Here is a 13647-nt window from a genome sequence, read left to right as displayed (position 1 = left end):
ACCCTGCGCAACCTTGATGCCGGGAGATGGTTTTCAGACATATATAAGGGCGAACGAATCCCCAGCCTGAAAGATACGCTGGAAACCCTGTATTTCATGGATATGGGGGCCAACCTTGAAATCAAACCATCTGGTTGCGATCCAGTCCGCCTGTGCGAGGAAGTGATCAAGGAACTCCGCACATCAAAGACCGTGCCGCCAATTCTGGTTTCAAGTTTTGATGACACCGCGGTTGCCCATATGCGCAAGCATATGCCAGACCTGCCGTGCGGCTGGTTGCTGGAAACCCTGCCGAAAAACTGGAAGGCCGAGTATGCGCGCCTTGGCGCATCGGCCATTCATATTGACCACAAGGCACTGACACCGGTGAGTGCCGCCGAGATTGTCGATGCTGGTGTCCCGCTGGTTTGCTATACCATCAATGATGTCGAACGCGCCAAGGAGCTATTTTCCTGGGGGGTAACATCGGTGATTACCGATGATCCGGCCAAATTGCTGATGGCGATTCCCCGCCGACCGTTCGCCGCCCACAGATAGACCCTGGATCAAATCAAACCAGGGCAAAACGGTATCATGGCTCTGATCGCCACCACGACCCAGAGCCCGATCGCCAGATAAAAACAGGAAACAGTCCAATGTCCATTGCCCCACAAGATGGTGCTCCGGCTCCGCCGCCACTTGATCCGGCACTCGATCCAGCACTTTCGCCTACCCCGCTTTATCCCAATAACCGGATAAAGCGTCACCTAAGCGAATTGTTCAGACTGGCACTGCCGGTGACGATTGCCCGTCTTGGCATGCTGATCATGGCAGTTGTCGATACGATTGTGGTTGGCAACTATGACAGTGCGGCACTGGCCTACCTTAATATTGCACATGCACCCTTTACATCCTTGATGGTAACCGGCATCGGACTTCTGACCGGGGTGATGGTCATGACATCGCATGCCAAGGGTCGCGACAACCTGATGGCGGCCGGGGCTGTGTGGCGCAATGCCATGCCTTATGCTGTCCTGATCGGCATTGTCTTTACCGTTCTGACCATGCAGTCGGACTGGCTGTTTAAAATCACCGGTCAGCCGGTCGAAATCACCGACCATGCCGGCGATCTGGCGATGATTCTGGCGATCGGAATGCCCGCCGCACTTATTTACATTACCTGTGCCTTTTTCCTTGAAGGATTGCAGCGCCCACTTCCTGGCATGGTGTTGATGATCGCAGCCAACCTGGTCAACCTCGTTCTTGATTACGGGCTGGTTTACGGGGCGTTTGGCTTGCCTGAACTGGGGGCAGAAGGTGCGGCATGGACATCAAGCGTCATCCGCTGGTTCATGGCGCTTGGTCTGCTGGGTTATATCCTGCTGATGAAAAGCCATCATCTTTATGGCATTCGCAACGGCTTTGCCGGTTGGTGGCGCGGATCGCGCGATGCCCGTCATCTGGGCTATGCCGCGGGTGCCAGTCAGGGGATGGAAACCGGCGCCTTTGCCGCCATGCAGCTTTTCGCCGGGCGTCTTGGCGTGATTGCCGCGGCAAGTTACGGCATCAGCATGACGCTTTTGGCCCTGATGTTTATGGTAGCGCTTGGTCTGGCGTCGGCAACATCGGTTCGGGTTGGCATTGCCTATGGCAGGCGGGACCGGCCAGACATGGCGCTTGCCGGATGGATTGGTCTTTTGACCACGATGTGCGTGATGCTGGCCCTTAGCATTCCGCTTTATCTGTTCCCCGATGCGGTTGCACATCTGTTTACCCAGGATGTCGCGGTGCTTGCCACCACGGTTTCTGTATTGATTTTGATGCCGATCATTTTCCCGACCGATGGCGGGCAGAATGCCGCAATCAGTGCGCTTCGTGGGGCTGGCGATAAATGGGCACCAACGATTTTGCATCTGGTGTCCTATATCTTTGTCATGATCCCGGTTGGCTATTACCTGTCATTCGTTCTTGAGATGGGGGTGCGCGGCCTGTTCTGGGGGATTGCGATTGCAAGCCTTGTCGCGGTCAGCGGTCTGGCGATCCGGTTCCTGATCGTGTCATCGCGCGATATTCCGCAACATCCCGAACAGATCTAGGCATCGACAACCAACAAACAGAAAGCGCCGCCGGTTTCGCCCGGCGGCGCTTTTTTTTTAACCCATGCCATGCACGTGATCAGGAACGCGCGGCATCAAATTGGCGCTTCGGCATCAAAAGATCACAAAACGGCAGGACCAGTGTATCGAACGCCGATGCGGCGCGCGCGGCATCAATCCGGATGATGTGCTGTTCGATATCGCGCTGGGTGGCAAACGCGCCAAGCGGTGCCAGTTCCGGCAAGGCATCAACCATGATCGCGTAAAATGCGACCTGATCCTCGCGCGCTGTTCCCGCCGCCAGATTGCCCAGATGATTATAAAGCGCCATCGCCAGGAACCAGCGGCAATAAGGCATCAGACCTTGCAAGATCTCGGAGCGTTGTTGAGGCTGGACATATTGTTGCAGGTCATGATCAAGCCAGACGGCATTTTGCACGCCCGCCACAAAGGCATTGCGAAGGGCGGGATATTCATCACTAAAGAACACAGTCGTCAGCCAGGATGACACATCATCAAGGGCAGCACGGCGCGATGCCGGTGTGCTGTCATTCCCGAAATCAAGGGCAGGCATCGGCGGTTTGCCCGACATGGCAAGACTTGCCACCGCCGGATCAATCAGCGCATTGGCAAGCCATGCCTGATGCCAGATTTTCATCGGCCGGAAATAGGGTTCCTTTTCCGCACCGCCGGCTTCGATCCAGCTTTCGATCAGATGCGCACGCCCCAATGCGATACCAAGGCGCAGGGCATCTTCAAACCCCATGCCGTTTTGCAAGAAAGCATCACCGAGCATGTCTTCAAGCAAGGGCAGCATGCTTGTGACACTGTCAGACCGAAGTCCTGCACCAAGCGGCTGATAGAAAGATGCCGCGTCACTGTGTCCAAGAATGGCGCGGGCATGCTTGGCAAAATCACCCCAGAAAACAAGCTTTACCGGCTCGGCGCGCTTGCGCCAAAGCGGACGGGTCATGTGCCAGTTTTCGCATTCAAAATTGGCCATTGGCAGGGCATCAACAAGGCGTGCCAACGGTTTGGCCACTACCAATTCCAGATCATCCTCGGATCCGACATGGCCGATGGACAGACGCCAGCCCGGTTCTTCATGCGGATGACGATCAAGCCACAACATGGCAAACCCGGTCGCATTTGACCGGCCCGCTGACGGGGCAACCAGATCAAAAAACAGCGAAAGGGCGGCCGGCATTTCCGGCACGCTATGATCGGCCAGTGCGTCCCCAACGGTCCAAGTCTTGACCATGACATCATCGGCATCCGGTCGATTGTCAAAACGCGGCGGCAGAAAACCGGAATATTCGTTTGCAGGACGGGTGGGGTCAGTCATGGCGGCCTCATGGATGCGAAGGGGCACGATGATTTAAACGAAATCATTCATGGCGCTGCTGATACCCAAGGAAACCGGGCAGGTCAATCACCCGGCAATCAACCCGCACACCTTAAATGGCCGCGCTCACCCCAGACTGGTTAAGCATCACGCCCGGGTCAAACCGGCATGGCCAATGCTGGCTTCACGGTAGACCGAGGGCGGCATCGCCATCAAACGTCTGAAATCGCGTGAGAAATGCGCGTTATCTGTAAAGCCGCACCAGAACCCGATTTCACCAACCGAGAGGGTGGTGCCATATAAAAGCCGGCAGGCTTCGCGCACGCGCACCAGACGCAGAAGGTCGGAAAACCGGCTGTTGGCCTGTTGCAAGCGACGCTGCAATGTGCGCCCGGATGTATCAAGCGTAGCAGCAACTTCATCAATCGTCCAACTGCGCCCGATGTCATGTTCCAACACCGTACAAAGCTGTTGCACGATCGGGCGCTGCGCCCCGATTGAGGGCGCGGTGCCGGGCATATTGGCCATGAACGGATAGGAGGACGAAACCTGTTCGAAACTGCCCCAATTGATCCGAAAACGAAGGCCGCGACCGGAAAAAGCCAGTTTGTCGCTAATGCGGCCCTTGCGCGTTACACGCACTGCCGGACCGTGGCTGGGCAAAATGGTGGCGTCAATATTCTCGGCCCCGGCCGCCTCAAGCAAGCCAATCAAAAATCCCAGCAAAAGCAGGTTTTCCACCCGTGCCGGTGGCTGACCGCGCACGACCCCGCGATGGATGGTCATGGATTTTCCTGTGACGGAAAAATCGCTGCGCGCACGCGCGTGGGAATAGCCCTCAAGTCGGCGCCAACGATCAGCAATCACCGACGGCGTTGCCGAGTGGCGCAACATGGTCAGGATCGGTTCCTGTTCCTTGGCAGCCAGATACCGCCCAAGACGCACCAGCACCGCCGGACCATTTATCTCTTCCAGTGCCAGCATGATGCTGCGCAGCTTGGCAGAAGTGACAACCGTCCCGCCCGGGACAAGGTCATAGCCCCGCGGCAACCATGCCAATTGCCGGATCAAGGCAACATGCAAACCAAAAGAAACAAATTCCTGCATCAAAACGCGCCAAATTGAAGGTAATTGGCGCGATCATACAAACTAATGACCGACCTGTCAGTGTCACATTCAAAATGTCACGAAGCTGTTACATTGATCGCGATTTTTAGGAAGCCCGCTGAGATGAAGGTCACTTGGCGCAACGACAAGCCATTGCCGACCGGGTACGGGCATGTCACTTTTAAACCATCTCCTGCCCCTTCCCTGACAATACGGATTGATAGCGTGATCAAGGTTCTTTTCGTCTGCACCGGCAATATCTGTCGCTCGCCCACAGCCGATGGCGTTTTCCGCAAGATGGTTCGTGAAGCCGGACTGGATGACCATATCAGCGTCGATAGCTGTGGGCTGTCGGCCTATCATGTTGGTGAACTGCCGGACCCGCGGTCGCGTGAAATGGCCAAAAGTCGCGGCATTGATCTAAGCGATATTCGATCCCGCAAGATCAGGCCTACCGACTACCATGAATTTGACTATGTTCTGGCCATGGATGACGGGCATCTGCGCGATATGCGCCGCCAGGCACCCAATACCCATCAGCACCGCATTGAGCTGTTTCTCGATTATCATCCCTCGATGGCCGGACAAAGTGTCCCTGATCCCTATTACGGCGGTGCCAACGGGTTTGTCGATGTGTTTGACATGATCGAGGAAGCCTCAAGCAACCTGCTGTCGCACATCCGCAAAAAACACGAAATCTAGGCCCTTAGGCGCCGGAAAGGATTATGGACAAACGCGCGCTTGCAGATTTGATCAAACGCCACACCGGGGCGTCGGTGCGATCCATCGCGCCACTTTCGGGTGGATGCGTTGCCAATGTGATGCGCGCCGATCTGGATGACGGGCAGCAACTGGTGATCAAGCACAGCACGACAAATGATGCGCAAAATAATGCGGGCCTTTTGATCGAGGCGGAAATGTTGCGTTATTTCAAGGCGCACTCGCCGATCCCTTGTCCCGAGCTCATCCATGCCGACGCAAATTGTCTGGTGATGACATTTATCGCCAATGACAACCGGATGACTGGACGTGTGCAGCGCGACCTTGCCGAACAGCTGGCAAGCCAGCATCAGGTAACGTCCGAAACGTTCGGACTTGGCTTTGACACTTTAATTGGCGGCCTGGCGCAACCAAATACACCCGAGGAAAGCTGGATCACGTTCTTCGCCGAACACCGTTTGCGCCATATGGCGCAACACGCACATCGTGAAGGCAGGCTGCCAGGTAGTATGGCCGCGCGCGTTGATCGATTGATCGACAGTCTTGGTGATCTTTTGCCGGACCAGAGCACAGCGGTGCTGCTGCATGGTGACTTGTGGGGCGGCAATATCCTATGTCAGTCTGACGGACTTGCGGGCTTGATTGATCCGGCGATCTATTACGGCGATCGGGAAATCGAACTGGCCTTTGGGACGTTGTTTGGTGATCTGACGCCGGAATTTTTCGCGCGGTATGATGAAATACTGCCGATAGAGCCGGGGTTCTTTGAAGAACGCCGTGATTTGTATAATGTTTATCCGTTACTGGTCCATGTTCGCCTGTTTGGCGGCCATTATGTCGGTTCGGTTGACCATATCCTTGCCCGATTTGGGCACTAAAGCACGTGAACAAACACAAAATACCATCAGTTAGGCACACCTAGAATGGGGAAGAGAGAGTTGAAAGTACTAGCAGGAGCCGCCATCGCCTTGACCATGACGGTCAGCATTGCCGCCATCGCCCACGAAGGGGCAACCGGTGTTGTCAAGGAGCGCATGGAAGGCATGAAGGCCATTGGCCAACAGGTCAAAATCATGGTCCCGATGATGAAGGGTGCATTGCCCTATGACCCGGATCAGGTCGCGAAAGCCGCGACGATTATCGAAGGTCACTCAGGCGAGACCTTTACCGCCCTTTTCCCGGAAGGCAGTAATGACAAACCGTCTGAAGCACTGTCAGACATCTGGGAAGACTGGTCAAAATTCACAAATCTGGCAAACGAACTGCACGCCAAGGCCAGCGATCTTAAATCGGTCGCAGTTAGCGGCGGATCAGAAGACGACTTCAAGGCGTCACTTGGTGAAATGATGCAGACCTGCAAATCCTGCCATAGCGATTTCAAGGAATAGATCGGACAAATTTGCGGTCCCGACGCAAAAAAGGTCGCAGCATTTTGGTGCTGCGACCTTTCTTTTTGGATCAACTGACTGCGTCTTAGCGACCGATCATGGCAAAGAATTCGCGGCGTGTGATCGGGTCATCGCGGAATGCGCCAAGCATCCGGCTGGTCACCATTGATACGCCGGTCTTGTGCACGCCACGGGTGCTCATGCACTGGTGATTGGCATCAATCACCACCGCCACGCCAAGCGGATCGAGTTCTTCCTGAATGGTGTTGGCAACCTGTGCGGTCATCTTTTCCTGAATCTGCAGGCGTTTGGCATAGACCTCGACCACGCGGGCCAGTTTGGAAATGCCAACAACACGGCGGCGCGGCAGATAGGCGACATGTGCCACACCAATAATCGGCACCATGTGATGTTCGCAATAGGATTCGACGCGAATGTCGCGCAGAACGACCATTTCGTCATAGCCGTCAGTTTCTTCGAATGTCCGACGCAGAATCTCGGCCGGGTCCTGCTGATAGCCAGCAAAGAATTCACCATAAGACCGTGCCACACGGTCAGGGGTTCCGCGCAAACCTTCGCGGTCGGGATCATCCCCGGCCCAACGCAGAAGTGTCCGAACTGCTTCTTCTGCTTCTTCGCGTGTCGGACGCTTCACCGGGTTATGTTCGCTGCACATACCAAATCCTTTGTCATTTTATTACAGGATTGAACCTGCCTTGGTGGGGCTCAGGGCCCGCGCTACCTGATACTGTTTTTTGACGCGATCAGTTCACAGTGTGTTGCCCATGCGGACTGTCCAGCGAAAAGGCCGGAATCGCAATATCAAAATGATTGCCGTCCATATCCGTCATTTCGAAAGTGCCCACCATGAAGCCGCTTGGCGTGGTCAGTGGCGCGCCACTGGTGTAGTTGAAACTTTCGCCACATGCCAAAACAGGCTGTTCGCCGACAACACCCGGGCCTTTGACTTCCTGGGTTTCGCCGCGCGAATCCGTAATCCGCCAGTGACGGTTAAGCAACTGAACAGTTTTCGAGCCGAGATTCTCGATCTCGATGCGATAAGCCCAAATGTAACGATGGGTGTCCGGGTCTGATTCGTCCTCAAGGAACATCGGTTTTACCGATACCTTGATGTCGTGGGTTACGGTCGAATACATGCATATCTCCGGGCCAAGTGTGTTCCAGTCAATTTGCATCAGCCAAGAATGCGATGGATGGACCCTTTATGTAGACAATCCTTCCCGAAAGTACCAGTCAGCAGTCAAAACAAACTGGCATTATCCCCCGGATCGGAAACGAAAAGGCCCGCACAATGTACGGGCCGGATCGATGTCGGGATTACTGTTGTCCGAACCTTTTAAACGGCAAGGGCAGCCAACAGGTCTTCCTTAAGGTCATCAATATCTTCCAGACCGACAGATAAACGCAGCATGCCTTCGGTAATGCCCATCGCGACCTTGTCCTCGGCTGGTACACGCTGGTGGGTCGTGGTCCAAGGATGGGTTGCCAGACTTTTTGCATCACCAAGGTTGTTGGAAATATCAATGAGCTTGAGGTTATCAAGCAGCGAAAACGCCGCTGCCTTGCCCCCGGAAAGCTCAATTGCGATCAATCCACCACCACGGCCAGACATCTGGCGCATTGCCAATTCATGCTGCGGGTGACTTTTCAGTCCCGGATACAGAACGCGTGACACCTGTGGCTGTTCCGTCAGAAATTCCGCCAGTGCTGTCGCATTACGAATATGTTGATCGACGCGAAGGCTAAGTGTCTCAAGCCCCTTAAGAAGAACCCAGGCATTGAACGGGCTCATGCTTGGCCCGGTATGGCGCAGGAAGGTGGTCAGATGTTCGTCATGCCATTCCTTGTCATTAAACAGGATCGCCCCGCCAAGGCAGCGCCCCTGCCCATCAATATGCTTGGTCGCGGAATAAACGACGATATCGGCACCCAGCTCCATCGGCTTTTGCAGGATCGGTGTGGCAAAGACGTTATCAACAACAACCTTGGCACCGGCCTTATGGGCCAGTTCGGCAATAAACGGGATATCGAGCACCTCAAGCGTCGGGTTCGACGGCGTTTCAAGAAAAACCGCATCTGCCGGTTTGGAAAGCGCCTTTTCCCAGGCATCCTTGTCCGTGCCGTCCACCAGTTCGGTCTCAACCCCGAACCGCGGCAAAAGCGTGGTCAGGATAAATTCGCACGACCCGAACAGCGCACGCGATCCAACCACACGGCCACCGGCCTTGGTGCTGGCGGCCAATGCATTCCAGACAGCCGACATACCCGATGCCGTCGCGCGGCAATATTGCGCGCCCTCGATCAGGGCAAGGCGTTCTTCGAACATGCCAACGGTCGGGTTTGCGAAACGCGAATACACAAAACGTTCCGGACCGCTGCCATCAAAGGAGGCCTCGGCCTCGGCGGCAGTTTCATACACATAGCCGGAATTCATAAAGATGGCTTCGGAGGTCTCGCAGAATCCGCTGCGCGCTGTACCGCCACGCACGGATCGGGTCGCTGCGCGCCAGTTATCGGAAGCCTTTTTGTCGGTCGTCATCGTCTTGCTCCTACATGCCCGGAATGTATGCATACCGTAATCCGGACACAAAAAAACCCTGACCGGCATGAATGGGTCAGGGCCGAAGCCATAGCACCCCTCTTTAGCGATTTTTTACGTGGCCGCAAGCCGGTCGACAAATCCCACGATGCGCAGACGATACGTCCAGTTTTCCCCTACGTCAAGCGCCACTCCCTCAGGTTTATTGCGCATGTTCCTGCGCCATCCGGCCAGGCTTTGTACAATTTGCCCTCACGCAATGGTGAAGGCAGTTCATAAGCAAGTTTTGAAATTTCTCTCTAATGTTGGGTCAAATAATGCGATCCTGTCTTCAGGGATTTGCATTTCGACCCGAGCGAACGACTTGCAAGAGCCTGAAATCAATGACCAAAACCAGTTCAATGGCGTCACACGTGTCCGACCAGAAACCAGATACCCATAGCGAAATCAAAAGCACGTCAAAGCCCCTATGGCGCAAGCTTTTGCCGGTGATTGTTCTGATTGTCGGGCTTGTCATCGCATGGGCCAGCGGCGTTCTCGATTTGCTGTCATTTGAGTCCCTGCGTGAAAACCGCGACCTGTTGCAGGGTTTTGTTGCCAATAACCCGGTTTCCAGCGTTCTGGTCTTTATGGGACTTTATGTCGTTTCGGTCGCACTTTCCCTGCCAATCGGGTCGATCCTGACCATCACAGGTGGCTTTCTGTTCGGGGCATTTCTTGCCACCAGTTATATTGTGGTCTCCGCCACCATCGGCGCGACGATCGTTTACCTTGCGGCCCGCTATGCGTTTTACGATCTGATGCGTGCCAAGGCCGGAAACGCCGTCCGCAGGATGGAGGAAGGCTTTGCTGAAAACGCGTTCAGCTACCTGATGGTTTTGCGCCTGATTCCGATCTTCCCGTTCTGGCTGGTCAATCTTGTGCCGGCCCTTCTTGGCGTCAAACTGCGATCCTTTGTCTTTGGCACCATGATCGGCATCATTCCGGGCACTTTTGTATATGCCTCGATCGGCGATGGTCTGGGGGCCTTATTTGATCAGGGCAAGACACCCGATCTTGGGATCATTTTCGAACCCCGTATTCTGACCCCGATCATCGGGCTCGCCTTGCTGGCCCTTTTGCCGGTGGCCTACAAGAAATTGCGCAAACGTAAAATCGGGGCGAACGCCGATGAATAAGATCATCACGACCGACATTTGTGTCATCGGGGCTGGATCAGGCGGCCTTTCCGTTGCCGCCGGTGCGGTGCAGATGGGCGCAAAGGTTGTCCTGATCGAAAAGGGCAAAATGGGCGGTGATTGCCTCAATACCGGCTGTGTTCCGTCAAAGGCGCTGCTGGCGGCTGGCCATGCTGCGGAAAATGCACGCAGGGCTTCACGGTTTGGCGTATCGACCGGCCCCGTGGAGATCGACTTTGGCCGGTCAATCGACCACGTTCATTCCGTGATCGCAGGCATCGCCCCCCATGATTCGGTCGAACGGTTCGAAGAACTCGGCTGCACCGTCGTTCAGGCCGAAGCCCGTTTTACCGGTCCGGATGAAGTCATTGCCGGTGACACCACAGTCAAGGCCAAACGCTTTGTCATCGCCACCGGATCGCGTGCGGCCGTACCGCCGATCCCGGGCCTTGAAACCGTTTGCTATTTCACCAATGAAACCATTTTTGAAAACCGGGTCCGTCCCGAACATCTGATCATAATCGGTGGCGGCCCCATCGGGCTCGAAATGGCGCAGGCCCATCATCAGCTGGGTGCAAAGGTCACCGTGATTGAAATGGGGACCATCCTGCCCAAGGACGATCCGGATCTGGTGGCTGTTGTCCGCGACCGCATCAAGGCCGATGGCATCAGCCTTTATGAAGGTGCCAAGACCAAGGAAATCCTTGATGTGAATGACCAGATCCGGGTCGTGATCGAACATCAGGGTATCGAGATTACCTTGGAAGGAAGCCACCTGTTGCTGGCAACCGGACGCAAACCCAATGTCGAGAATCTCGGCCTGAAGGATGCCGGTATTGACTATACCGACCGCGGTATTTCCGTCGATGCGCGATTGCGGACATCCAACAAAAAGGTCTTTGCCATTGGCGATATCACCGGCGGCCTGCAATTTACCCATATGGCGGGATATGACGCAGGTATCGTCATTCGCAATGCGCTGTTCCGTCTTCCGGCCAAGGTCGATCACAGCGCCGTACCATGGGTGACCTATACCAACCCGGAACTGGCACAGGTCGGTCTGACCGAAAAGGCCGCCCGCGAACAATATGGCGATGACATCCGCGTTGTGACCTGGGATTACGCCGAAAATGACCGCGCCCGGGCAGAGGCCGAGACCGAAGGCTTCATCAAGGTCATCACCAAACCAAATGGCCGGATTCTGGGGGCTGCCATCGTCGGACGGCAGGCCGGTGAACTGATCGGTGTCTGGTCACTTGCCATCAGCAAGAAGATGAAGATCGGCGCGATTGCGGGCATGATCGCGCCGTACCCGACCTTGGGCGAACTTTCCAAACGCGTTGCCGGGGCCTGGTATACCCCCAGCCTGTTTGGCGAAAAAACCCGCAGGCTTGTTCGTTTCCTGCTCAGATTCGCATAAGCGGCTCGCTTGCCATCACGCAGGAAAACAAGCATCTGTATTGCTGTACTTTTTTCGGTTTATCGGCCTAACATCAGTTAATGAATAACCGGCATCTGAAATTGCCCCCATGGGCCAAATCGCTTTCCGCGCGCCTTCTGGTGCTGACGGTAAGCTTTGTGATGCTTGCCGAGGTGTTTGTCTTTGCCCCTTCTGTCGCCCGCTTTCGGATTGACTGGTTAAAGGCGCACCTTGATTCAGGCTACCTTGCGGCCCTTGCCCTTGAGGCCACCCCCGATCAAATGATCCCTGATGATCTTGAACGCGAACTTCTGTCCAATGCCGGGATCGAGGCGGTCATCCTGCGCCGTGAAGATCGCAAATTGCTGCTGCAACGCGATGATATGCCCGCCAAGGTCGATAAGGACGTCAATCTGAGCGATTTCTCGATCCCGATGGCTTTGATGGAGGGATTGACAACACTCAGTCAGACCGAAAACCGGGTATTGCGCGTGGTCGGCATGCCCTCCATGGCGCCGGATTTCGAGATCGAGGTGCTTGTGCATGAAGACCGCCTGACCGAGGCGATGCGTAATTTCGGTTGGCGGGTGTTTGGCCTGTCGCTGATGATTTCGTTCTTTACAGCCGGGCTTGTCTATTTCGCGCTCAACCGGTTGCTGGTGCGCCCGATGCGGACCCTGACCAGCGACATGATCCGTTTTCGCGAAGATCCGCAGGACAAGGCATCGCTGATCAATCCGGGCGAACGGGATGATGAAATCGGTGTTGCCCGCCAGGAACTCGCCATGATGCAGCAAGACATTCAGGCAATGCTCAATCAGCGTCGCCGTCTTGCTGCCCTGGGTACGGCCGCCACCAAAATCAGCCATGACCTGCGCAATGCGCTGGCAACATCGATGCTGATGACCGAACAGCTTGCGAAAAGCGAAGATGACGAAGTCCGCGCTGTGGTGCCGCGACTGTTATCATCGATGGAACGCGCGGTTTACATCAGCGAACAAACCCTGTCCTTTGCCCGCGAAACGCCACCGCCGCGCGATCTTGCAACCTTCACACTCATTGAGCTGATCGAGGAAATCCGCGATCAGATCTTGCTGCAAAAATGCGAGCCACTGCTTGATGGCGGCATGGGCGATGCACCTGCGGCCAGTGAACCCTGCCCGGCGCGCATTGAGATCGACCTGCCTGATGATGTCATGCTTGAAGCCGACTATGACATGCTGTTTCGCGCCTTCAGCAACCTGATGCGCAACCCGCTGGAGGCCGGGGCGACTACCGTCACCATCAGTCATAAAATTCAAACCGAACCTGAAAAGGGTGACGAATCGGTCAAGGCCCGCCGCTCCATTGAAGTTTTCATTGCCGACAACGGGCCGGGTTTGCCCGAAAAGGCGATCAAAAACCTGTTCGTCCCGTTTGCTGGCAGCGGGCGGCAAGGTGGGACCGGGCTTGGTCTTGCCATCGCACGCGAACTGATCAGCACCCATAATGGTGAACTTCGCCTCACTGCAACAGGGCCGGATGGTGCTGTTTTCACAGTCAAATTGCCACTTGGTAACTGATTTCGCTGCATTCCTGTGCTGCAGCGCATCTGATCGATAGATTTTTCCTATCTATTTTAATTTTATATTCGATTTTATCTTTTGATCAGCATTTGCGACCTTTGGTTATGGCGATGCCGGGCTTGATCCCGATCCCCGATCCGCTCCTGACCCAAAGTTCGGTATCGCCAAACTCGCTTGAGTGTGAACCGTATTATTTTGAAGCCTTCCTACCCCTGTTGCACCCTCCCTTGACGTTGGCACCTCAAGTGAGACCGCATGTTGAAGACCCCATAATCCTTGCCGGATTATC

General features: G+C 55.3%; 13 protein-coding genes and 1 riboswitch (1 of these 14 only partly in view). Of the genes, 8 read left to right on the top strand and 5 right to left on the bottom strand.

Features of this window, described 5'->3' with window-relative positions:
* Both IT893_RS00800 and IT893_RS00795 read left to right on the top strand, forming a co-directional pair.
* Window positions 1–537, top strand: the 3' portion of a protein-coding gene (locus IT893_RS00800; protein ID WP_197146528.1) for a glycerophosphodiester phosphodiesterase family protein. Its footprint begins 216 nt before the window's first position; the window shows 537 of its 753 coding nt (coding positions 217–753); the start codon falls outside the window, past its left edge; its stop codon occupies window positions 535–537.
* 98 nt (window positions 538–635) lie between these two features.
* Window positions 636–2075 (top strand): MATE family efflux transporter, encoded by a 1440-nt coding sequence (locus IT893_RS00795; RefSeq protein WP_197146527.1) that lies wholly within the window; start codon window positions 636–638, stop codon window positions 2073–2075.
* A gap of 79 nt (window positions 2076–2154) precedes the next feature.
* On the opposite strand, the gene IT893_RS00790 is transcribed toward IT893_RS00795, so the two are convergent.
* Both IT893_RS00790 and IT893_RS00785 read right to left on the bottom strand, forming a co-directional pair.
* The gene (locus IT893_RS00790) at window positions 2155–3420 is read right to left on the bottom strand and encodes a hypothetical protein (RefSeq protein ID WP_197146526.1); all 1266 of its coding nucleotides are present in this window, start codon (window positions 3418–3420) and stop codon (window positions 2155–2157) included.
* Between the two features lie 147 nt (window positions 3421–3567).
* Window positions 3568–4527: a helix-turn-helix transcriptional regulator gene (locus tag IT893_RS00785; protein WP_197146525.1), complete on the bottom strand. Its 960-nt coding sequence runs from the start codon at window positions 4525–4527 to the stop codon at window positions 3568–3570.
* A gap of 225 nt (window positions 4528–4752) precedes the next feature.
* Here IT893_RS00785 and IT893_RS00780 point away from each other — a divergent pair, with 225 nt between their 5' ends.
* The 3 genes from IT893_RS00780 to IT893_RS00770 are packed head-to-tail and all read left to right on the top strand — an operon-like array spanning window position 4753 to window position 6635.
* Window positions 4753–5229, top strand: a complete 477-nt coding sequence (locus tag IT893_RS00780; RefSeq protein ID WP_197146524.1) for a low molecular weight protein-tyrosine-phosphatase — start codon at window positions 4753–4755, stop codon at window positions 5227–5229.
* Window positions 5230–5252: 23 nt separating this feature from the next.
* Window positions 5253–6125, top strand: coding sequence for a fructosamine kinase family protein (locus tag IT893_RS00775; protein WP_197146523.1), 873 nt, complete (start codon window positions 5253–5255; stop codon window positions 6123–6125).
* 60 nt (window positions 6126–6185) lie between these two features.
* Entirely contained in the window at window positions 6186–6635 is a 450-nt protein-coding gene (locus IT893_RS00770; RefSeq protein ID WP_157193799.1) for a cytochrome c, read from the top strand.
* 85 nt (window positions 6636–6720) lie between these two features.
* Here the strand turns inward: IT893_RS00770 and folE are convergent, their stop codons facing one another.
* The 3 genes from folE to metZ all read right to left on the bottom strand — a co-directional run bounded on the left by folE (window position 6721) and on the right by metZ (window position 9195).
* Window positions 6721–7311, bottom strand: coding sequence for a GTP cyclohydrolase I FolE (folE, locus tag IT893_RS00765; RefSeq protein WP_008889129.1), 591 nt, complete (start codon window positions 7309–7311; stop codon window positions 6721–6723).
* Between the two features lie 88 nt (window positions 7312–7399).
* Window positions 7400–7792, bottom strand: a complete 393-nt coding sequence (gene apaG, locus IT893_RS00760; RefSeq protein ID WP_008889128.1) for a Co2+/Mg2+ efflux protein ApaG — start codon at window positions 7790–7792, stop codon at window positions 7400–7402.
* Between the two features lie 200 nt (window positions 7793–7992).
* Window positions 7993–9195, bottom strand: coding sequence for an O-succinylhomoserine sulfhydrylase (metZ, locus tag IT893_RS00755; protein WP_197146522.1), 1203 nt, complete (start codon window positions 9193–9195; stop codon window positions 7993–7995).
* Window positions 9196–9277: 82 nt separating this feature from the next.
* Window positions 9278–9352, bottom strand: a riboswitch (SAM riboswitch).
* Window positions 9353–9578: 226 nt separating this feature from the next.
* On the opposite strand from metZ, the gene IT893_RS00750 reads away from it, so the two are divergent.
* The 3 genes from IT893_RS00750 to IT893_RS00740 all read left to right on the top strand — a co-directional run bounded on the left by IT893_RS00750 (window position 9579) and on the right by IT893_RS00740 (window position 13355).
* Window positions 9579–10373 carry a TVP38/TMEM64 family protein gene (locus IT893_RS00750; RefSeq protein WP_197146521.1) on the top strand — a complete coding sequence of 265 codons (795 nt, stop codon included), beginning with the start codon at window positions 9579–9581 and terminating at the stop codon, window positions 10371–10373.
* Window positions 10366–11793 (top strand): NAD(P)/FAD-dependent oxidoreductase, encoded by a 1428-nt coding sequence (locus IT893_RS00745; protein WP_197146520.1) that lies wholly within the window; start codon window positions 10366–10368, stop codon window positions 11791–11793. Before IT893_RS00750 ends, IT893_RS00745 begins: the two co-directional genes overlap by 8 nt.
* A gap of 80 nt (window positions 11794–11873) precedes the next feature.
* Complete coding sequence (locus IT893_RS00740; protein WP_197146519.1) at window positions 11874–13355, top strand: PAS domain-containing sensor histidine kinase; 1482 nt, start codon at window positions 11874–11876, stop codon at window positions 13353–13355.
* Window positions 13356–13647 lie beyond the last annotated feature (292 nt).

This window comes from Thalassospira sp. A40-3, from assembly GCF_015871485.1.
Lineage (GTDB): Bacteria > Pseudomonadota > Alphaproteobacteria > Rhodospirillales > Thalassospiraceae > Thalassospira > Thalassospira tepidiphila.
This window is presented reverse-complemented; position numbering and strand designations above follow the sequence as displayed.